Annotated in this window: 12 protein-coding genes; all 12 read right to left on the minus strand. The window is 33.1% G+C overall.

Annotation, left to right across the window (positions count from 1 at the left end):
- Nucleotides 1-1,016 precede the first annotated feature (1,016 nt).
- Nucleotides 1,017-1,301: a hypothetical protein gene (locus tag ASG21_RS14125; protein ID WP_056081393.1), complete on the minus strand. Its 285-nt coding sequence runs from the start codon at nucleotides 1,299-1,301 to the stop codon at nucleotides 1,017-1,019.
- 681 nt (nucleotides 1,302-1,982) lie between these two features.
- The gene (locus tag ASG21_RS14130; RefSeq protein ID WP_056081397.1) at nucleotides 1,983-2,342 is read right to left on the minus strand and encodes an immunity 22 family protein; all 360 of its coding nucleotides are present in this window, start codon (nucleotides 2,340-2,342) and stop codon (nucleotides 1,983-1,985) included.
- 22 nt (nucleotides 2,343-2,364) lie between these two features.
- On the minus strand, nucleotides 2,365-2,985 hold the full coding sequence (locus ASG21_RS14135) for a hypothetical protein (protein ID WP_056081400.1): 621 nt from the start codon (nucleotides 2,983-2,985) through the stop codon (nucleotides 2,365-2,367).
- 11 nt (nucleotides 2,986-2,996) lie between these two features.
- A complete protein-coding gene (locus tag ASG21_RS14140; protein ID WP_056081403.1) occupies nucleotides 2,997-4,775 on the minus strand; it encodes a hypothetical protein in 1,779 nt (592 codons plus the stop codon).
- A gap of 118 nt (nucleotides 4,776-4,893) precedes the next feature.
- Nucleotides 4,894-9,003, minus strand: coding sequence for a hypothetical protein (locus ASG21_RS20085; protein ID WP_128414307.1), 4,110 nt, complete (start codon nucleotides 9,001-9,003; stop codon nucleotides 4,894-4,896).
- A gap of 415 nt (nucleotides 9,004-9,418) precedes the next feature.
- On the minus strand, nucleotides 9,419-12,049 hold the full coding sequence (locus ASG21_RS14150; protein ID WP_056081406.1) for a hypothetical protein: 2,631 nt from the start codon (nucleotides 12,047-12,049) through the stop codon (nucleotides 9,419-9,421).
- Between the two features lie 484 nt (nucleotides 12,050-12,533).
- Complete coding sequence (locus ASG21_RS14155; RefSeq protein WP_056081409.1) at nucleotides 12,534-13,571, minus strand: patatin-like phospholipase family protein; 1,038 nt, start codon at nucleotides 13,569-13,571, stop codon at nucleotides 12,534-12,536.
- 85 nt (nucleotides 13,572-13,656) lie between these two features.
- Entirely contained in the window at nucleotides 13,657-14,157 is a 501-nt protein-coding gene (locus ASG21_RS14160; protein WP_056081414.1) for a M15 family metallopeptidase, read from the minus strand.
- A gap of 730 nt (nucleotides 14,158-14,887) precedes the next feature.
- Nucleotides 14,888-15,904, minus strand: a complete 1,017-nt coding sequence (locus ASG21_RS14165; RefSeq protein WP_056081415.1) for a nucleotidyl transferase AbiEii/AbiGii toxin family protein — start codon at nucleotides 15,902-15,904, stop codon at nucleotides 14,888-14,890.
- Nucleotides 15,894-16,583 carry a DUF6088 family protein gene (locus ASG21_RS14170; protein WP_241773499.1) on the minus strand — a complete coding sequence of 230 codons (690 nt, stop codon included), beginning with the start codon at nucleotides 16,581-16,583 and terminating at the stop codon, nucleotides 15,894-15,896. Before ASG21_RS14170 ends, ASG21_RS14165 begins: the two co-directional genes overlap by 11 nt.
- Nucleotides 16,584-16,757: 174 nt before the next feature.
- The gene (locus tag ASG21_RS20625) at nucleotides 16,758-17,645 is read right to left on the minus strand and encodes a hypothetical protein (protein ID WP_241773500.1); all 888 of its coding nucleotides are present in this window, start codon (nucleotides 17,643-17,645) and stop codon (nucleotides 16,758-16,760) included.
- An 87-nt stretch (nucleotides 17,646-17,732) separates the two neighbouring features.
- Nucleotides 17,733-19,616: a DEAD/DEAH box helicase gene (locus ASG21_RS14175; RefSeq protein ID WP_241773501.1), complete on the minus strand. Its 1,884-nt coding sequence runs from the start codon at nucleotides 19,614-19,616 to the stop codon at nucleotides 17,733-17,735.
- Nucleotides 19,617-20,884 lie beyond the last annotated feature (1,268 nt).

Consider the following 20,884-nt stretch of genomic DNA (forward strand, 5'->3'; position numbering starts at 1 on the left):
GTACGGATAGAATAGCTTTGTACGCCTGCATCCTGAAACTCGAAAGAGGTTAGAAGATAGTCTTCAAGCTGAGAATAATCTGCCGGAGTGGTTTCTAATTTTTTAATTATTAGGGCATATCTTGCCAGGTAAAAATCTTTTTTCATTCTGATATTTGTTTTTTGGTCTGCAATCTTATTGCTAAAATTTACTACCACAAATATATTGGCTTAATGCGACAAAACATGTCGTGTTTTATTTTTTTGGGTAAGTTTCGGAATATATTATTAAGCTTTCAAAAAATTGCCTTTGTATTTCTTTCTGCTCAATGCATCATGGCAGCCTACAACAGCAAAACTTATGAAATATAATCCTTCGGGATTATGGAATCTATAGTTTCTACTCATCTTTATGTTTTTTATATGGACAAATAAAATTGCAGTTTTAGAAAACTTTGTCAAAAGAAAAAGCCACAATGTAGAATCGTATGGCGGCAGGGGTATCCCTATTATCTATTCAACATAAAATTCATAAATAACACAAATGCCTGCTATTACTCACACTTTTGGCTGGTTTACTATTTATTTTTCAGCCATTTATCATAAACTTCTAAATAGCTAAAAATAGCTTTAGCAACAGGTTCATAAGTACCATCAAAAGGAATAGGAACATATTCATCATAACAATAATCCTCATACATTATATCATTGTCTTCCTCTCGAGAGATATTTTTTCAATCACTTTAGTTTTGCCGATTACTGCAGTACTAGCATTTTTGAAAAGCATCCAATTGGTTACTCTGCTGGATTAAATCTTTCAATATATTGAGGAATGCTTGAATTTATTACACTTAATAGAAATGTTTTCTCGTTTATTATTGATTTGCTAAAATTAATGCATGAAATTGAACCTATAGGAAGTAAATAATACCCATTATAATAAGGATCTATCTTAGTTGCATGTCTACCGAGAATCCTAAGACATTGTTTAAGCCTTCAATAAATTTACTTAAATTATTTACCCCTCTTTATTCTGCATCATTTTCTGTTCTTAATATTTTTACTTATATCACAGTTTTTATTTTTTAATGTATTAACTTTTACTTCGATATTGAAATTCATATAAAGCATACTACTTTCAGATAAATTGTATTTTTTCATAAATTCATCAGAAATATCCCATTTACTAGCTTTTAGCTGTTTCACTTTAAAATATTGTCCTTTTCCTATGATTCTTCCACTCATGGCTTCGTAGCCCGCCTGTGTCATTACGGTTTTCCCCCGGCTGCCGAATTCTTTCGTGTGGTCATTCTTAAAAATCAATTATTCTAAAAACTACAACATTATTCAAAAGAACTTTTCATCAGAATAATCTATTGCACTGCTGTATCTGTAATCTTCCGCCCGAAAAACCAAACCCGCTTCTACAGGATTTGATGTACATAAATTATTTTTTGATTAATGACATGATTGCTCCAAAGTTCTATAGGTTTGTTATCATGTCTCCAGAATTGATATTGGTTCATATTAGAACTTTTTGAGCCTTCTTTCAGAAAAAAGTCGAATAGAAATTCTTTTCTGCTTCTTTAGGATTTTCTTTGATTGCTTTTACAATTTCTCTGCTCGTAAATCTTTTTAAATCACCAATCAAAAGTTCAGGTTATTGGCCGTCTACACTTCGGAAAACTAAATATATATGGCTTGACATAATACACCATGCATGTATTTAAAACCTTTATTTTTTTGCCAAAATCTTAAACTTTCGAGAAAAATATCTTTGTATTCATTTCGGATAAATGCAATCCAGCCAGCCTACAACTGCAAACTTATGAAATTTAATCCTTCGGGATTATGGAATTTGTAATTTCTACTCATCTTTATGTTTTTTTGTAAAGATAAATAAAATTGCACTTTTAGAAAATTTTGTTAAAAGAAAAAGCCACACGAAGGGATTCTAAAAATAAACGGCAACTTTTGATTGCCGTTGGATTTATAAATTAGAAATTATTTTTTTTTGTAAGAAAAGAACCCTATGAACCTGACATTGTCTTTAAAAATTATTTTTTTATCAAATTCAAAATCATATAGTAAAATGATTGAATTGTCTTCTTTAAAATCATCATTATTTAGATTGTTTAAAAAACTTTCAGCGTAAGAAGCATTATTTAACAGGTTTATCTTTATTTTTTCATTAAAGTAAGCAGATTCTTGAAATTGATTATCAATATAATCAATATTAAAATCTTCCATAAATTTAGAGCTTGAATCCCCTTCTTCATCATATATTTCCTTAATATAGGAACGAAAGTTTTCCTCATTCTCAAAATTTCCTACCCAAATTGATACAATATTTTCTTTTTCCATATATAAATATTTAAATTGTTTATTAATCAAAAAATCCTTTTGGCAAGGATTCCGCTCCTCCTTCAAGCCTACGATTAGACCAATTAATTAGCTTCTTCTTAAAAGACTTAAAGTCTTTAGAACTATCAATTAATTCTAAAATCTCATTATGTGCTGTTGTTGAGCCAAGTCCACCATGAACTCCTGGAGGATTTTTAAAAATAACATGTTCAATTTTTGTCCTTAAATTTTTAATTTCTACCATCGAAACGTTCCATTTTTTAAATGTATCTGCTCGTGAAACCATAAGCCATTCATGAAGTCCTCCAGGGTGTCTTATTCTATTTTGTATAGCTTGTCGTAGCTTTTTTTCACCCCATAACTTTAAAAAATTTTCTAAAGAAATTTCATCAAACCATTTTGTAAAAAATTTTATTCCTGAAACTTTATTGCCATTTTTGATATGACTTAACTCATCTAAATAATCATCCAAAGATTTTAGAGCCTTTTTTGCTTCCTTTTCAATCTTTTCAATATATTTTTCTAAATCTTTTTCAGGAATACCTTCTACAATCTTTACATCATTTCTTAGAATTGAACATACTTTTTTGCCGTCGTCTACTATTTTGGTGTCTAATTTAATACAATTCAATATATTTCCCATAATATTTGTTTTTAATTAATTGGGCACATATTAAAAACACCGTTTTCATATTTGGTAGGATGAAGGCCTATTTTCTCAAAGTATTCTCTCACTTTTAGGCTGAAGAATTCTTCATAAATATCTTTTACAAAGTTCTTTACTTTTCCGCCAACCATAAAGATATCATCTATCCAGCGACTTAATTGCTCAAACAGTGCTTTAGAGCCTTCTTTCAGCTTCTTAATCATAAAGCGTATAAACTCTAAACCTATTACCATAACATCTCCGGCAGTTTTTATTACTTTACCGATAGAAGCAGTAAGATTTCGCAATGGGTTTTTCATAAAACCGGCTACACCTTCTATAAGCTTTACAACGTCTGCCGCTCCACCTGTAAGAAGTGTCTCTACTATAATGTCAATGATCAGCCCTACAATATATCCGAAGTAGTAAAACACTTCTTCTATAGTAATTTCTATTTCAGTAGTGCTTTTCTTAATTCCCATAAACACCTTATGGGCAAGTTGTGCCTGAAAAGTAATCGCCTGAAAAAAGAAATCTACCACATCAAAGTTTCGGATTCCTTCTACTACGCCTTCTACTATCTCCATGAAATATTCCGCATAAAGCATAGGGTCACTTTTTATTTTTTTAACTATTCCTTTTGCTCTGAAGAAAAAGCCTATAATAGAAAACAGCCCTGCCACTACATCTACCAAACTATTGTAAATTCCGCACAAAAAAGCATTTGCTGAGGTATAACTTCTGTAGATAATGGTCTGCAAGCTTGGTATATTATCTGTAAGAAACGTTTTGAGATCACTCACTTTTCCAAAAAATGCAACAAGCTCACTGCTCACAACATTATATAAAGATAATGGAAGATAGGGTTTAGCTTCAGCAACCGTTCTCAATATGGTGGCTTTTTTATCTTCCAGCAAACCAAAAAGTCCGTTAATTGCTTCTGCTACTACCTTTTGTCCGTCATCATAATTTTTCGGTGGACTTGCAGAAGCTTTATGTTCATAAAAAGGTTTCAATTCATTCCATATTTCCTGCGGTATCAGTATGGGACTAAACTTACCTTCCTTAGGCTTTGGATTCCATCCTGTTTCTTCTACTTTTATACTTTCTATCGCTTTGGTGACCGTGTTTCCAAAGAAATCTGCAGCACCATCATATAGCTTTTGTGTGAATTTATCTCCAAAAAAATCAAAAACATCAGTAATGGGTGCACTAACAACCTTGAGCAACCAAGCCCAAAATGTTTTTTTATTACCAATTAAACCTTTTTTCAAAAGATTTTTCATATCATCAGGCGAAATAGTAACACTGTGTTTTCTTACAAAATTCAGAATATCTGCAAAAGGAACTTTAGAAGAGTCTGATAAATCCTTTCCGGCTCTTATATGCATTACTGTATGAAAGTTATACTCGTCATCAATTTCTAAAAATAAAACTATTGTTTTTTCTTGTGGTTCAGTAAGCTCCTGAAATCTTTGCAAAAGAAATATTCCGTCCTTACTTGTAAAAAGTTTCACCTTAATATCACCGAAGACTTGTGTGAAGTGGTGATACATTAATACTTCATCTATCTCTATTTCTTTAATAGGGTCTGTTTCATCTGTGTACACTTCATAGTTTTCCGATTTGACAACAGGTTTTCCACCAAAATAGGTGTCTGCCATTTCCTGAGTTGAGTATTGCTTAAATACAAACCCGCCGTCTGGTTTAGAAATCCCTAGATCTTTCCATTTTGCTTTTGAAAAAGCATCAAATGACGGTCTTTCATCTATTATATTTGTTTCCATTTTAATTGTTTTTTAGTCATTAATATTCTCATTTTTTGGTATCAGATTACAGGGCAGCACTTTCACATGCTGCCCGATAAGCTCAGGTTTTTATCCTGTTTAAATACTAAGTTTCAGATTAGACTAAAAATTTGCTTAATGGAGCCTGATTTTTATACTCGTCGTAAGAAAGAGCCTGTTCGTTTTTATCCAAGACTTTTGAAAGTCCAAAATCAAGATGTGGTGAAGTTATTTTTACGTAAGTATCTGCATCTGTAGAGAATGCGAGCATTTTTTCTAAAGGATCTGCATCCACTTCTGCAAACTCAAAGTTTTTGATAAGCCTTGCGTCTACTTTAAAGGTAATACCATTTTCATCTGTAGAATAAGCTTCTACACCTTCAATTTTTGAAATTTCTTCAGCAAGAGCTTTATAAAATTTCACTGAGGAATCTGTATCTGCCCAGCTTGATGAGTAATCTATGTCAATGTTGTTTCCAAGGCACTGATACTTTCTCGGGAAGAGATTATTATCTCTCAGGTCTTTTACTGTAGTGTAAGACACATCATCCATCTCATTAAAACTAATTTGCACCCATTTGTCAGATGACTGACCAATCTGGTTATTGTTGAGCGCAAAATTGCTTCCGCACATTTCTCCCAGCTGATCATCAAACTTCACTCCCGGTTCACAATTGCAAGGCAAAGCTTTTTCAACTTTCAGACCGATAGAATCTGCCTGAAGAATGGTAAGTGCAGTTGGGATTTTTTCTCTCCATGGTTCTCCTTCTTTTGTACCTTCTGCAGATCGAAGTTCGTCTACAATTGATAGGAACAATTCATCATCAATTACCGGTACTTCTCCGCCGTTCCAGATCTGACCTGTAGAAAGATAATGTCTTACAGCTTCTTCAAATCCCGGTCTTACCGTAACAATTACTCTTGCCATACCAGACTGCATAAATGCTCGGAAGGTAGGGTCATTGTCTTCAAACTGATAAAGATCCGGCCATGATTTGTCTTCTCCCCAGTAGAAAGGATACAGGTAATAACTCATAATATCCCACTCAAAAGCCTGTTCCATGAATTTTACAAACGCTGCATACTGATCCAGTTTTTCATCTACTTTGATACTGGTATTCAAGAAAGTTTCTGCCGAACCATTATTGGTTTTATATCTCTTTTTACCAAAAGTAAGTTCAACATTAGGATCCTGATCCAGCATATAAGAAATACAGTTTTTTCTTAAGATGGTATTCTCAATTTTTCTGTAGAAACCAGGGTTTGAACCTTTAATCTGTACTCCCAAAGCTTTTGCTTCTGCTATAGCCTGATTATATTTTTCAAGTTCGATCTCGTAGGCTTCGATGATCTTGTTGAAAGTTTTCTGAAGCCATGCGTTTTTAGCTTCTTGGGTAAGTTGGCATTTTACACTTACGTTCAAATCTAAAATGTGAAGATTGGTAAAACCAACCGAAACAGGGAATTCATCTTTGAACTCTTCAACAGCCATAAAGCCAGTATTTCTTTCCGTGGTATTAGTATATTCATAAAACCTAGTAGCATTTCCCATACTTATAAAAATTGCAGATCCCCAACCAGTATTTCCTCCAGGTCCAGCACAAGATAATGATGCACAAGCTGCAATGGTTTTATACCCTTCCGAAATATTTATCATACCAGATTTTGATTGAGCCTGATTATGATCATTACTTGCAAATTCGAAAGCTTTTCCTAAATAAATTACTTCTTTTGGTTTTTCATCTGCTTCGATGTTGAATTTTCCAGCCCAGTATTTTAGAACTGTTTCACCCAAAATACCTTCCAGTGAAGCGCTATTTTCCATTTTATGAAGATCTGCTGTTCTAGGATCTATAGGTTTCACGATAGTATTTTCGGAACTTTTAGATGTCATTCCTAATTTGTGAAGTTTTGCAGGCTCAGGAATCATGAATTCAAACATCATACGTTTACCATAGTTAAAGATTTGGTTCTTTACCACTTTATCTATCCATCTGTACACACCAACTACATGACTGCTTCCTTTGGTATTATCAAAACCATGCTTATTATTTTCTTCGTATTCTTCAAGAATTTTGTCAATACGTTCTTCTTTCACTTTAGTTACGATTCTATCTAAAGCTCTTGCAGTAATATCTTTTGCTTCAGTCACTGCTTGCCTGTTGCTTTCCTCTTTTGAGTTGTGAGTTGCATAACTGGCATTGGCGTTTGCAGAAAATCCGGCATCACCGATTTTCCAATTTGCTATCACTCCTGCATTTGCTGCAAAATCTTTTGCTTCCTGCATGATTTTAGAAATCTCGTTCTGCATTTCATGTCTTTCGGTAGAAGAAGTATCTGTAAGCTTCTCTTTCTCTGTTTCAGAAGATGAAGTTGTTTGAGATTCACTTCGCTTTAATCTTCTCGTTGCACGCTCCTTGTATTCACGAGCCATGATGTTTTCAATATGCGCTACATCACCCTCAACATAGCAATAGGTGCTTTGTTCAACTTTACGGTAATCTGCAATACCAATGTTTTTCATGCCGAAGCCTGAAGGGATAAAGAAACCGTCGATCCCTTCATTGGGTAAAGTAGGCACTTCTGGATTTTCAGGGTTCTCAGGTTCTGTAATTTCAGTCTCTCTTGCTACTAATAGTGCATTTCCTTTAAAGTGTGGACTTTTGGTTAGTCTGTCTAAATCAGTAGGGTCTTTTATGAGTGTAACATTTAAAAGATAGGTATTTCCGTCATCTAAAGTAATTTCTCCCTGTAAAGCAAATCCTCCTGTAGATGCAGTTTGAGAAACCAAAATTTTAGGAACATCAAATAGTAAAGTGGTGCCGCTTCCTGTATTGGAAATGCTACTGGAAGTAAAGTCAGCTCCATTAACTGTAATTTTATAATTTCCACTTATAATTTGATTTGTATTTGACAATACAAAGAGAAGGCTCCACTCTGTTGAACTTCGTGAGTATGTTCTTACACTGAATGGGATTTGTCCTAATGGATAGTTTGGAAGATTATTAACAGGAATTACTACACCACCGATATTAGTTGAAACCTGCGTAGGCAAAAATGTATTATTTAACACAGTCTGCTGTAAGAGCTGATTATTTTGCGTGATATTCTGATAAAGTTCATCAAAAGTTGTGATACCTGATAATGCAGCGGTAACAGACGGAGCATTGAATAATCTGCATAATGCATTTTTTTGTTCCGTACTCAATGTTCGTTCAATTGCTGCCGGATCGATTTCTAGAACTTTATTTTCAAATACGAACTCGGGAATTTCAGTCTCAGGATAGCTAATATTCAGAATGTCTTCTTTCAGTCTGTGGAGTTCCATTTCAAGCTCTGCATTAGCATAGAATTTTTCAGGGTCTGCGACGCTGAGCTGGCTGAGATAATTGATTCTTGTTTCGAAGATCTGTTTTCTGTTTTCTGCTGATGCAGTCTCTTTCTGCATTTGTTTTAATGCGGGTTTCGTTTCTGCTTCATATTTTCTGTATGCTGTTTTGTATGCATCATCAGCATTTTTTCTGAATACTTTTTCCATCTTCTGTAAAGAGGTCATCAGATTTTCATTGTCCTGAAGATCAAGATGAGCTTCTGCAGACTTCATCGCACTGCTGTTGAAAGCTGTTTTCTGTGTAATGTTTGAACCAATTCCCGCAGTTGCAGCACCTTTTACTTTAAACAGTTCTTTAGGCAATACAACTTTTGCTTTTTTCATGTCGTTGAAGTTCTGCTCCGTGCCATCGTAATTTTCTAGAATATGATTCAAATGCAAAAACTGCATAATGGTTTCTTTTGCATAAAAATCTTTCTGCGTTACTACCTGATAAACCAAGTTGTCCCAGATATCTGTAAGAGTTGTCAAATTCAGAAGAGGATTTCCTGCTGATTTATAGGCATCTACCTTTTGGTCAAATTCTTCTTTTGTAGCGGTTGACTTATTTCTGGCTACCCAAACTGCAAGATGATAGAATTTTTGTGGCATAAGATCCTTCAAGGAGTCTTCGGAGTAAATTTCTAAACTGTAACCTGATGCAGGATTATCAATTTTTTTTGAAATGACAGATAATGTTTTATCGGTCGGCAGTTTATCATCATAAATGCTTTCATCTGCAGCTGCCTGAGGTCTGAAGATAAATCTCTTATCTTTGTTTTGAGGATCAGATAATTGTGGGTTACGCATGGTCGCAAATCTGAAAAGTGTTTGCGAAGAGTTGTTGTTTGCTGTCATTGTTTTTGTAGGTTTTTAAGATTAAAATTTTTTGGAAGTTCTTTTTAGTAGAATGGTTTCCCGGTTAAGTCTTATTTTTTTTAGTGGTATCAGACTATCGATATCCACCTCATTTTTTATTACTCATATACTAATTTTTTTGACATAGCTCTGGCTGTTCAGCATTCTGTGAATGATAAATTTTGAATATTTCAGTAAGTTTTTTGGATTCTTTTCCGACTTTATTTATATTTCAAAAGTAGTACTGAAAAGCGACAGAACTTGACGTGTTTTATTTTTTTAAAAAAGGTTAAGTGATTTCAATAGAATTTTACCGAAACAAAATTTACCATTTTGCAATAATGTAACGGACTAAAACTTTTATTATATGAAACAAAATTTAAAGCATTGATAATTTAAAGAAATTTTTAGTTTTTTACATATACAATACGACTTCTCCACCAGGTCTTGTTATTATGATCTCGGCATTTTCATTCATGTAGAAAGCCACAACAGAATTTCCTCCAATCGAATAATGGCTTCCCCCATTTATCTTCACACCATAGCTTTCTGAGCGCAAGTTTCGAAATGTCAAAGTTTCTTTTGGCCTTAAGTTTGAGAAATTTAAGCCTATGGAGTGATCTCCTTTTAAAGTTACATTGTAAAACAGAGATTCAGATTTTAAAATATAATCTGATGCACTACCAATTTCATAAATAATGTCAGAAACTAAATTCTCAACATTGTTGTTATTCCAATTATCAATATCCGTTTGGGCGATTGCATTTACAGGATGTGCTTTTGTAATAAAATTGTCGGATGACCAGGTTTGTGTTGCTAAAAATCTATATCCGTCTGTACTATGATAGAAATATGGAGCTTCATTCGAATTACCACTTGTAAAACCTATACCTGCAGCATTTTCAATATTATTGACTTTTAAATCTGGGTTGAAATTTCCATTGTGCCAAACTTGCATCCATGAACTGTTATTTCTTCTAAAAGCCAGGTTATCACCTCCATGTTGAATTGCTAATTGAGCATATTCATTGTCTGTATATTTGAAGTGTAAAACACTTGCATATTCGTAAGGAAGTGTCCCCAAAGAGTTAAATCCCAGATAGTACATCCCTGTTGATCTTTGGCTATTTACATTCCCTATTTGTGGTAAATTTGTACCTAGACCATATTGTTTATAATCTTCTAAATCAGATTTTTTCCAATAGTTAATTAAATCTTTACTTGTAGTATTTTTATTAATATCAACCCAAGGTCTTACAGTTGTTGGATTTACTGTTTGACCATAAGGTGATGTATACCCATTAGGATAAAGAACAAGTGGTGTATTTTCATTAACATCAAACCAATATTTTGAACCTCCTCTAACCCATACTATAGATTCAGAACTTTCGCCAATTTTACTATATCCAATTGCAAAACCATAACTCCAAGATTGTTGCTGAAAATTACAAACTGTAAAATTATCTGTACCTCCCCAGCCATTTCCATAGTCTTCAAACTCATAATAACACCAAAATCCACCATGATGTGTTGAATATAATGGTACCCCCATTGAACCATCTAAATTTCTGTAAACTTTTATTTTTGATGCATAGCTGGTTTGAAGTTTAATAGGAACTGGATAGTAGGTATCCTGACTTAATCCTGTTGCATCGATAAGTTCAACCTTACCAAATATTCTTCCTGATATTCGAGAATCACTACCAGCATTGATTGAAGACTCCGCTGTAATATTTTTAGGAAAATGAGTATTTCCATTTTCATCAAGAATAGTTGCGGTTCTTACAATACTATTAAACTCACCTGAGTATTGACGCGCATAAATAGGTTCATTTCCGTCATCACCTGTCGCAATTTCCAAATACCCTTGGTTTGAACCTGTTGAATTACCATAAACTCGCCAATAATCATTATCACCAATTACTCCTTTAATTCCTCCACTATTGTTTGCGAAGTTGATACTACCAGTCATGGTATCACCAGACTTGCTCAGCTTATAACTTAAATCGTTCTGTGTGGCTGGATTTAAATTCCCATCGTGCCAAATAGTTTTCCATGCTTCCCATCCTCCGTTTCCCGAACCCCTATCAGAACCTCTAAATTTCATTCCTTCTCCATGGCGTCCTATACTTAATTGCTGTCTGCCATCCGCCGAATTCATATTTAGGGTAGTCGTATAATGAAATCCGGAATTAGGAGTTTCCTGCCTGTATATACCTGATTTTGAAATAGAATCTAAGTCATCCGTACGTTTTAAATCTCCGAACTTATTATTCCAATTATCAATAGCAGTCTGAGGAAGAATATGTTCATCCCAAATTCTACCTTTTCCAAATCCCGCTCGATGATGATAAAGACTGTTATTACCCGATTCAATAATCACATCATTCACTGAAGGATTTCCTATGTACAGCTGACTTTGGTTGGCTGCATTAAAAACCAGACCTCCGTCCATCACGGGTGATGTTAATACACTTCCTAAAAAACGATTCTTTGCAACAACACTTTCAGCTGTTAATGAAGCTGCTTCTGAACCATCGGCATTTCTAAAAAGAAAAGTCTTACCATCGTAACTAAGTTGTGATGCATTATTACTTTTAATAAATGTAATTGAAGGATCATAGCCATCTCTTGAACCAATCCACAAATTATTATTGGTATATCTATTTCCTCCTTTTGTGATAAATGTTTTTTTACCATTTACATCTTGATTAGTCCTTAAATCCATCGTAAATTCTAGCGAGTTTATTTGAATATAGCCCGATCCACTCCATCTATACTGAGTATTATCTGTTGTGATAATATAAATTTTTCCTTTCTCTCCTGAGGATGGTAGACTCTGAAATAAATCAACTTCTATAACATCATCTACATAGCTCGGTAATTGACTTGAAGGTACTGTACCATTTACAAGATCTGCTTTTTTTTTCCAGACAGATTCCGGCTGTCCAAAATCTCTGTTTTTATGCCAGAAAGAAACCATAGTTTCCCAAAAAGAAGAGCCTCTGTCGCTAAGATTGTTATTATTATTTTCTTCTGTATTCATTAATTCATATTTTTGTTGCAGGTTTTTAAGATTAAAATTTTGAAGTCTCTTTTTAGTAGAGTTTCTTCAGGTTTTAGCCTTATTTTTTAGGGTGGTTTCCGGCTTCGGATTTCCACCTTAATTTTTAATGTGCATGATATTTTGTTTAATTTTTGACATAATTCTGGCTGTTCAGCATTTTGTGAATGGTGAATTCAAAGGCGATCAGAAAGGTTTTTTGAAATCTTTTTTGTGCTTTGTTTATACTTCAAAGGTATAGCTGAAAGGCGACAGAACTTGACGTGTTTTATTTTTTAAATTTATTTTCATCTTTTTCCTGAATCAATCGATTGATAGTTGGATAGCATTTTTAGTTATTTGTGATGGTTTTATTTTTCAAATCTAATGCATTAAAGCGACAGAATTTGACGTGTTTTAAATAATTAATTCTTTTTCTCCAATATAAGTTAATTCACTTATATTTGATATTTATAAGCTTTTTCGCTTATATTTTATTTCGGATTAATTTTTGAACAATCTGATTTAAGTTTTCACGGTTATCGTCAATATAGCACATGCCTGCCTGGATCAGGTTTTCAATATTGGATCTCCTTACATTATCCATTGCAGAAGAAGCATTTTTGAGTGAAGGATTTATTCTTAAATAATTCTTCTGGTTTCTCTGACCTAAAGTCTGAAACATCTGCGTAAGCTGATAATCTACGGTCTCTGCATTGGCAGAAAGAAGAATGTCAATAATAGGATTGATCCAACCGATTTTCCCTGACTTCTGCATTTTTTTATATGAGTAAGGTTTTGACTCGATTCCAGTTCCTACTGAAACAATAATCATATCATTAACTGTAGGATAATTGGCCTTCTGATGGTTTTTCAAAACTTCCGCAAAAGGAATTTTTCGGGCTTCAGCATAAGCACATAAAGCAGGATTGTTGGCAAACATTCCTCCGTCAATCAGACTGAAAATCTGCCCGTACATTGATTTGATCTGAGCCGGACTGAAATAAGTGGGCGCAGCCGAAGTAGCCCTGCAAATATCTTTGACATAAAAATTGTCTGCATTGATGTTGGCATTATAGGAGTTGAATAATTTGGCTCTTCTGTTTTCAATGTCGTAGCTCGTGATGAGACAAGGTTTTATAAATTCTTTCAGTTCCAGATTCCCAAAGAAGTCATTCAGATTTTTTTTGAGAGACTCCTCAGATATTTTTTCATTTAAAAGTCCGAAAGGATTTACAAGTCTTTCCCAAAATGAAACCTGAAAAATATCTCCTCCTTTCTCAGCATACAATTCCAAACCTTTCTGAATGGAGTATTTTGCTTTCCGGTGTTTATCAGGACATAATATTATTGAGGCTATTAAAGCTCCTGTGCTGCTTCCGGCAATCAGATCAAAATAATCTCCGAGCTTTGCATCTGGTTTATCGTGTATCTGTAACTGTTCTTCTATATAGCGTAGAATAATGCAGGTAATAATCCCCCTGATTCCGCCGCCGTCTAAACTTAATATTGCGATCTTTTTCATTGCTTTTTTCTTTGGTAAAGCAAATGTAGATGGGGCAGGCGACAGAACTTGACGTGTTAAAAATAATATGAAACAGGAATGATAATTAAGCAATAATATAGCCTTCTTTATCTCTTTTTAACTTCGCAAGGGTTCTCCAACTTGTTTTGATTAAACCTTGTTTTGTGGTAATAGCCTTTTTCTCAAAATGTGGAAGATCTTTAAATGTTTTCCAATTTCCGCCCCAGTCCCAGCCGTATTTTGCAAAGATTTTTACACACTCATACCAATCTGCAACTTTATCATTGTCCCAATCTTTTACGGTATCCCAGCTTGCTGTTTTTTCATCGATGATCATACAGATGTCAACGGCTAATCCATAATTGTGAATACTTTGTCCGGCTTTGGCGTTGGTTACTTTTTTCCCGGAAGTAATTCTTCCGATAGCATACAGTTTTTCCTGTTCTTCAAAACTACGAAGTCCCTGAGTAATTCTGACCTTAGCTTTTCCCGTTAATGCGTCATCGCATTCTTTGATAATCATTTTTACTTCTTCCCTAACTATAGGATGAAGTTTTTCAATTCTTTGTAATGTTACTTTGTCCATAAATTTTTATTTATGGCGCAAAAATAGAGGACGGCGGCGACAGAACTTGACGTGTTATTTATAATAATTTTTCAGAAATATATTTTATTAAATGTAAATTAAAAAAGCTTATTTTCTGGCAAATAACAATTTAAAATATTCTTAATACATCTAATAATTTTTTGATTTCGTTCAATTCGGAAAATTCAAAGCAGATGAAAATTGATAGTAAATTCTGTCGAAAAACTCAAAGCATAATTGAGCCAAATTTTCTAAACAGAAAATCCTGACTGAATCTTAATGGAAGAAAAACACCCGCATCAATTTCGGATTACATCCTGAAAATATCGACACGATACAGTACCTATAGAAGTCTTTATTGATGGTAGTTTAAGCAAATCGAGGTATACAAAAGTGGTACACGATTAAGATGCTGCAATATCTTTTTTTTCTAAATATTCACCAGAATATCGTCATCGCAAACACCGATGAATAAAGGGTTTTAACTATTTTAGAGGTGAAATAAAAATAGCATTTGTACTACTCCTGTACATCTTTAACCTTGTAACATGCAGTAAATTAATTATTTCACATTTCCCGACTGCACCGATAATAATTGATACATTTCGCCTGTACACCTCAATTTTAATTTATTTTTCGAATATAGTTTTAAGACCTTAAAATTCGTATTAAGTCATGTAAAAGTTTTGCGTGCTTTTTCTTAAGATCATCATTTTCCTGAGGAAATTCTTTACCCCTCAAAAACCACCCATTCCAATTTATTAATTTCGGACTTTAGTTTTTCTAGCGTTTTAATGATTTCAGAAAAATCAGGTCGGTGGTCGCTGTACAACATTTCTGATTTCATGGTTTCATAGTCTTCTTGCCATTCCTTAATAATTGTATTCGGAGGAATTGGATTTATTGTTTGAGGATTGTGTAGTAAATAATCAACACCAGCAACTTTCGTAAATTCGATTCTGTGATGAACAATAGTTTTGTATAAATCCTCATCTTGTAGTGCCTTATCTTTAAACTCAGAATGATAAAGAGAATAAATATCATATAAATGTCTACTCAGACGATTTACTCTAATTTTATCACTTGGTTTCTGAAATTCTTCATGTAATAAGAATATTTTCTCCAAAAAAGTTCTCTCAGGATTGACAGAGGGCACGAGAAACTCATCATTTGCAAAATCTAGATCTTTGTATTCCTGATCAACAAAAGAAGAAATTAAACAATCAGAAAAAGGTTCTTTTAGTGATCTGCAACCTATTTCAATTTGTACTCGGGGATTTAAATATCCTTTAGTTTCAATGATTGAAGGATAGTAAATATTAATGATTCGTGGATCTTGGTCTGATGACTGAAAATCTTCTAAGGTAAATGTAACACCTTCGGCAATGCCTTTTTCTTCAAAACATTTCTGTAGCTTCGGATAAAACTCTTCAGATACGAATTTTCCTGATTTCTTTCGAAGATTAGTCTTTCTTTTGGTTATTTCAGTAAAACCCAAAAATTCTCTATCGATAGCCAAATCAATATCTTCGGAAAACCTTTGAATTAAATTCCACGACTTACTTAATGAAGTACCACCTTTAAAAACTAAATATTTAGCTTCGTCCATTTTAAATACTATAGATAAACTTTGCGTAACCCACCAGTCTTTTTCAACAGCAAAAGGTGTAATCCCTTTCTTTTCTGCAACTTGATTGAATGCATTAATTCTTGTTTTTTCCGGTAAGTTTAGAAATTTATTTTTCATTTGATTTAGTCAAAGCTTTACGCATTATTACTCTGATCCATTCAGGAGCTAATTTAATGTCATGTTCTAAACGGTATAGCTCTTCATTTTTCAAGTGATTTAAGACCGTTTGAATTTCATCATTTGTTACATTATCTTTTCCTATTTCTCGTAGAGCCTGAATTACTATACCACTAATGTTTCCAATTACAGCTAAATTTTTGGGGCTTGCTTTTTTAAAAACAATATTTCGATTACCTACTTTAACAGTTCTAGCTGATCCGTCTGTATGATAAACCAGATTCATTGGTACTTGTGACGTCAATCCGAGTTTATTAAGAGCTAACGTACCTGTCGGAATAATTCGAGCTTTGTCCCTCTTTCTTATAGATTCTGCAATCTTTTCTGCCGTTGGCAAAATCTCACCTAAATGAGGGTCCTGCTCTAAAATAGAAAAGATACCTCTTGCAACTCTATAAATTCTCTTTTCGTTAACCAAGCGCTCCAATGCCTTGGAAACAGCTTTGTAGTTACCAAAAGATAGAAAATCTTCAATATAAAAAAGCGAACCCCTCTTGGCTTTTTTTATCTTATCAAGTATTTTATTATCAATACTTTCCATTGTTTTACGGTGTATTTTTGTCGCAAATTTAGCAAATATTTGCGACAAAATAGCGATAGATTTGCTATTCTGCTCCATACCCTTTAAATTTGTATCAAATTTAAAGGGTATGGATAGTAAAATCGCCCTTCATTTTTGGGGCTTTCTCATAGAGTATCTTTTACTTCGCGCTTATCCAACAGTACGCACAATCTAAAATTTTCTCTAAAACTAGTAATGAAAGTTGATTTATAGTATTATTACAAACTACAGCTAATTTAGCCGTTCCTCCAACAGCCCTTTCCAAATTGAAAACCCCTTATTACTGCCCGAATAATCGTGTATAACCCTTGAAAAGTTAATTGGAATGGTTTCCAAATAAGCTTGTCTTCCTTTTTCTTTTATAATATTGAGTTCTTTATCGATTTGTTTTATGGTGTCTATCAATGCGGATTTGCTTTTTTCTGAATGCCAAATATAGGTTGCTTCTTCGGTATCTAAAGTTTCTAAAACGATGTGATAGCTTTGAGTTCCTGCTAACAAAAAGACAAATGAGAAAGGCTGTAAAACAAACCGTAATTTCATTATACTTCGTTCGTGTCTGTCAGCTAAAAACTGAATATGTTGTGAATGTTTATATTGCTTTCCTTTTAACAAATCGTCCAGAACATTCTCAGGGTTCGTATAAAAATTTTGATTATTTGTAACTTCATTTGTTGTAAGAATATTTTGTTTTAATATAGGAATTTGACAAATGAAGTTTTTATTCAGAAATTGAAACTTTACGCTATCAATAAATTCTTTATTGATGTTTTCAATATCGGCAGAAGTCGCCATTTGTGATAAGATTACTCCATTTTCTACCTCTGCATAAATTTCAATATTAATAGATTTTGATTTTAAAATCTTAATAAAATAAGGTTTAAGAACTTCAAATTCCGGTCTAAATTCTTCATTTTCAATTTCAAAATCAAATCTTTGGCTGCTTTCTTTATCATTGTATTCAAAACCAACATTACCGTATCTGAAATCCAAATCTTCTATTGCAATTTTGATTTGTTTAGTAATAATTAAACTTTGTCTTTCAGTAATAAATTCGGTTGGTTCGTCAAATAAGCTTGTGTGTTTGGTTATTTGACGATAATAACTGTTCCGTTTCAAAAACATTTTGTTCAGATAATCAATTTTGATGTCCCGATAATCGTAAATAGTAGGATTGATTTCCGAACGTTGCACTCGACCAATGTATTAAATTAATTTGCCTTTGAATGAAAACGGATATACTAAAAATAGAGAACTGATATTGGATAAATCCGAACCTTCGCCAAAATATTGTCCTGTAGTAATTAAAACTTGAAAATTGCCTTGCTGTAAGGTTTGCCATTTGGATTTCCTGTTATTTTCGGAATCATCCCCGCTTAAAGTAATAATTTCATAAGATTGCTTCAAGAAAAGATAAAGCGTATCAATATGCTCTTTCCTTTCAGTGATAATGACGATTCGTTTTCCTTTGGAAAGTTCCGTTATTATATCATTTAGAATAAGCTTGTTACGTTCTGAATCGTGAATCAAAATTTTTGAAAAAGCTTCAAAATTGTCTGTTTTTGAATTAAATGGCACATCCAAATCGGTAGTTTTGATAATGATTTGAGCGTGTTTGAAATTTTCGATTTCATTGCTTGTAACCTCTGAAATCACATCACCCAAATAAGCAGAAATAAGTTTGTCGTCATTGTATTTTCTGAATGGTGTCGCCGTCAAACCATACAAATGAAATGTTTCCAGTTTTTCAATCGTATTTCGAAAAGTTTCTGCAGGAATGTGATGACATTCATCTACTAGAATTGTTCCGAATAGATTTTGGATTTGTTCTATTTGTTTTGGTAAACTCTGAACCGTAGCAATAGTCACTTGCTTTCCAATCTTAGCTTTTCCTTGACCAATAATACCGATTTCGTGTTTAGAAATTCCGAGAAATGCCTGAACTCGTTCCTGCCATTGTTCCAACAACTGTTTGCGATGTACAATTATTAAAGCTGGTTGTTTTCTATCCGTAAGAATTTTTAAACCCATAATTGTTTTACCCGAACCGGGTGGAGCAACAATAACTCCAAAATCCTTTTTTGAGACGGTTTCTAAAACTTTATCTTGATGATTTCTCAATGTTGCATTGAATGTGAATTCAATTTCTTCTTTCAGTCTTCTATGGTCTTGAAAATCAAAATCCAAATTTTGTTCTTTGCAAAATCGAAGCAATTTCCCGATAAAGCCTCGGGGAATGATGATTTCATTTTCTGTTTCCTCGACGAGCTTAAAATAACGTTCCGTTCCAAAAGTGTTTTTACCTGATTTTTTCTTGATAAAGAATTCTGAATTGGCAAAATTCAACTCTTCTTTGAGAAAATTTATTAATGGAGTTGTCAAGCCATCTCTTTGAATACGGATATTTTTTTGGAGTGTTATTGATAGTTTTCCGTTATCGCTTTTAAAAATTGGTGAATTTTGTGTTGTTGAAATTTCCTGAAATAAATTATCCAAAACATCAATGCAACCTCTTTGAATTTCATTTAGAAATTGCCATTGATTTGAATAAGGTTCAAAGGTTTCCAGATTAATGAAACAACTACTTCCGTTTTCCATTGCAGGTTTGAAAAATGGTAATGCAATCAAATTACCCAAACCTTTCCCTGAAAGAAAATCCTGATTAGGAAATAATCGGTCAAAACTGGAACTTTTATCAAACATTGAAAAAGCTCCCGATTCTTCTAAAATTGAAATAAAAACTTTTCTACTTCGGATTGCAGGATATGGTCTGTCAAAAAATATCCAAACGTGTCCGCCATTTCCCGAACGTGAACGTTCCAAATATGCAGGAATATTTTTTTCTTTGCAAGAGTTTAAGAAACTGATGGCTTCCTCTCTCCAATTGTGTTTATCAAAATCAGCGACCAAAAAATAAGAAGTATTGTCTTGCAACAAAGGATAAACACCAATTTGTTGAATGCCATCTAAATGTTTTTGAATTTCATTATCGGTAAGTGGTGAAAAATTTTTGTGCGGATAATTTGAAAAAGTACCGCCATTTATTTTATGTGCACGATAATGATATGGGTCGTATTGATATGCAGGCATATAACCAGACTTTCCTGATTTTTCCCAACGAACGGCAAAAACGTCCTTTCTTCCTTGAAATTAGGAACGGACAGTGTTTATTTGCACGTTAGGATTATTATTCATAAAAGTTTAAATAATATACACTTTTAAAAGCTTCTGAAATGATTTTGACTCTCCAATTCTTTTTTTGTTGTACATTCAACAAAATGTAATTGTTACCATTAACAAAAAACGAATCAGGTGTACCTTTACTTGTTATCTCTTTGCCAATAACGGCACCGGGCGAACCGATAAATTTTATTCCCTTCTAAATGCAACATTTTTTAGATATAGCATTTTAATTGAGAGATTATAAAATTATGAAAAGAAAGCCATACATCAAGATAATTTCCCTACGATTTTTCAACTAAACAATTTCTTCAAAAAATTGGGATAGAGTTTTTATATTCGCTGAAATCTTGTGCGCCGCCCGATACAGTATCTATAGAAGTATTTATTGATGGTGGTTTATGTAGATCGAGGTGTACAAAAGTAGTACACGATTAAGATGCTGCAACATCTTTTTTTTCTACTTTTCCGCACGAATCTCGTCACGTTAAGCAAGTGTAAAACAGAGCTTTACAATTTTTAAGGATAAAATTCAAATGCACATTTGTACTACTTTTGTACAACTCCAGCCTTATAAGATTCTGTAAATTAGACAATTAGTATTTCCCGACTGCCACAGTGATAATTGATAGATTTCGCCTGTACACCTCAAAATTTTATCTAATTTTAAGGACGAAAATAATGTAAAATTCTAGTAAGTATAGCTCAAATTTTATAGTAAATGGTTTAATAAATGACGAACTATCAAACATGCTTGAGGTTAAATTCTATAACCAAAATTCACTCCTATAATTATTTCTCTGCTTACTATTTTCATTTTCTAGCTCCTCGTTTTTTAATGTAATTTCCCTCTGTTTTTAAGACATTATCAAATAACACAATAGTATTATTTAATGTAAAAATATAGTGATAAATAACATTATTATATTACAAATATGGAAAGTCTTGAAATATGGATAGTGCAAAAATAAAACAGATGATGAAATACTAAATATAATCATATCTATGAGTATATAAAAATAATTATTTTCCGTGCGTGTAGCAACAATAAATCTTGAAAGATTTTATACTATTAAGAACCTAATTACGAAAAACACTTTATTCGCAGTTGGAAAAACGCGGTACAATCGCAGAATAATTTTTAAACAATATATTTTAAACACTATTATAAACCAGTT

Origin of the sequence: Chryseobacterium sp. Leaf394, assembly GCF_001424105.1 — a bacterium.
GTDB lineage: Bacteria > Bacteroidota > Bacteroidia > Flavobacteriales > Weeksellaceae > Chryseobacterium.

Bases quoted from the DNA above. Each gene is read 5' to 3' on its own strand.
- ASG21_RS14130 (WP_056081397.1), bottom strand. From the start codon at position 2,342: ATGGAAAAAGAAAATATTGTATCAATTTGGGTAGGAAATTTTGAGAAT.
- ASG21_RS14135 (WP_056081400.1), bottom strand. From the start codon at position 2,985: ATGGGAAATATATTGAATTGTATTAAATTAGACACCAAAATAGTAGAC.
- ASG21_RS14140 (WP_056081403.1), bottom strand. From the start codon at position 4,775: ATGGAAACAAATATAATAGATGAAAGACCGTCATTTGATGCTTTTTCA.
- ASG21_RS20085 (WP_128414307.1), bottom strand. From the start codon at position 9,003: ATGACAGCAAACAACAACTCTTCGCAAACACTTTTCAGATTTGCGACC.
- ASG21_RS14150 (WP_056081406.1), bottom strand. From the start codon at position 12,049: ATGAATACAGAAGAAAATAATAATAACAATCTTAGCGACAGAGGCTCT.
- ASG21_RS14155 (WP_056081409.1), bottom strand. From the start codon at position 13,571: ATGAAAAAGATCGCAATATTAAGTTTAGACGGCGGCGGAATCAGGGGG.
- ASG21_RS14160 (WP_056081414.1), bottom strand. From the start codon at position 14,157: ATGGACAAAGTAACATTACAAAGAATTGAAAAACTTCATCCTATAGTT.
- ASG21_RS14165 (WP_056081415.1), bottom strand. From the start codon at position 15,904: ATGAAAAATAAATTTCTAAACTTACCGGAAAAAACAAGAATTAATGCA.
- ASG21_RS14170 (WP_241773499.1), bottom strand. From the start codon at position 16,583: ATGGAGCAGAATAGCAAATCTATCGCTATTTTGTCGCAAATATTTGCT.
- ASG21_RS14175 (WP_241773501.1), bottom strand. From the start codon at position 19,616: ATGCCTGCATATCAATACGACCCATATCATTATCGTGCACATAAAATA.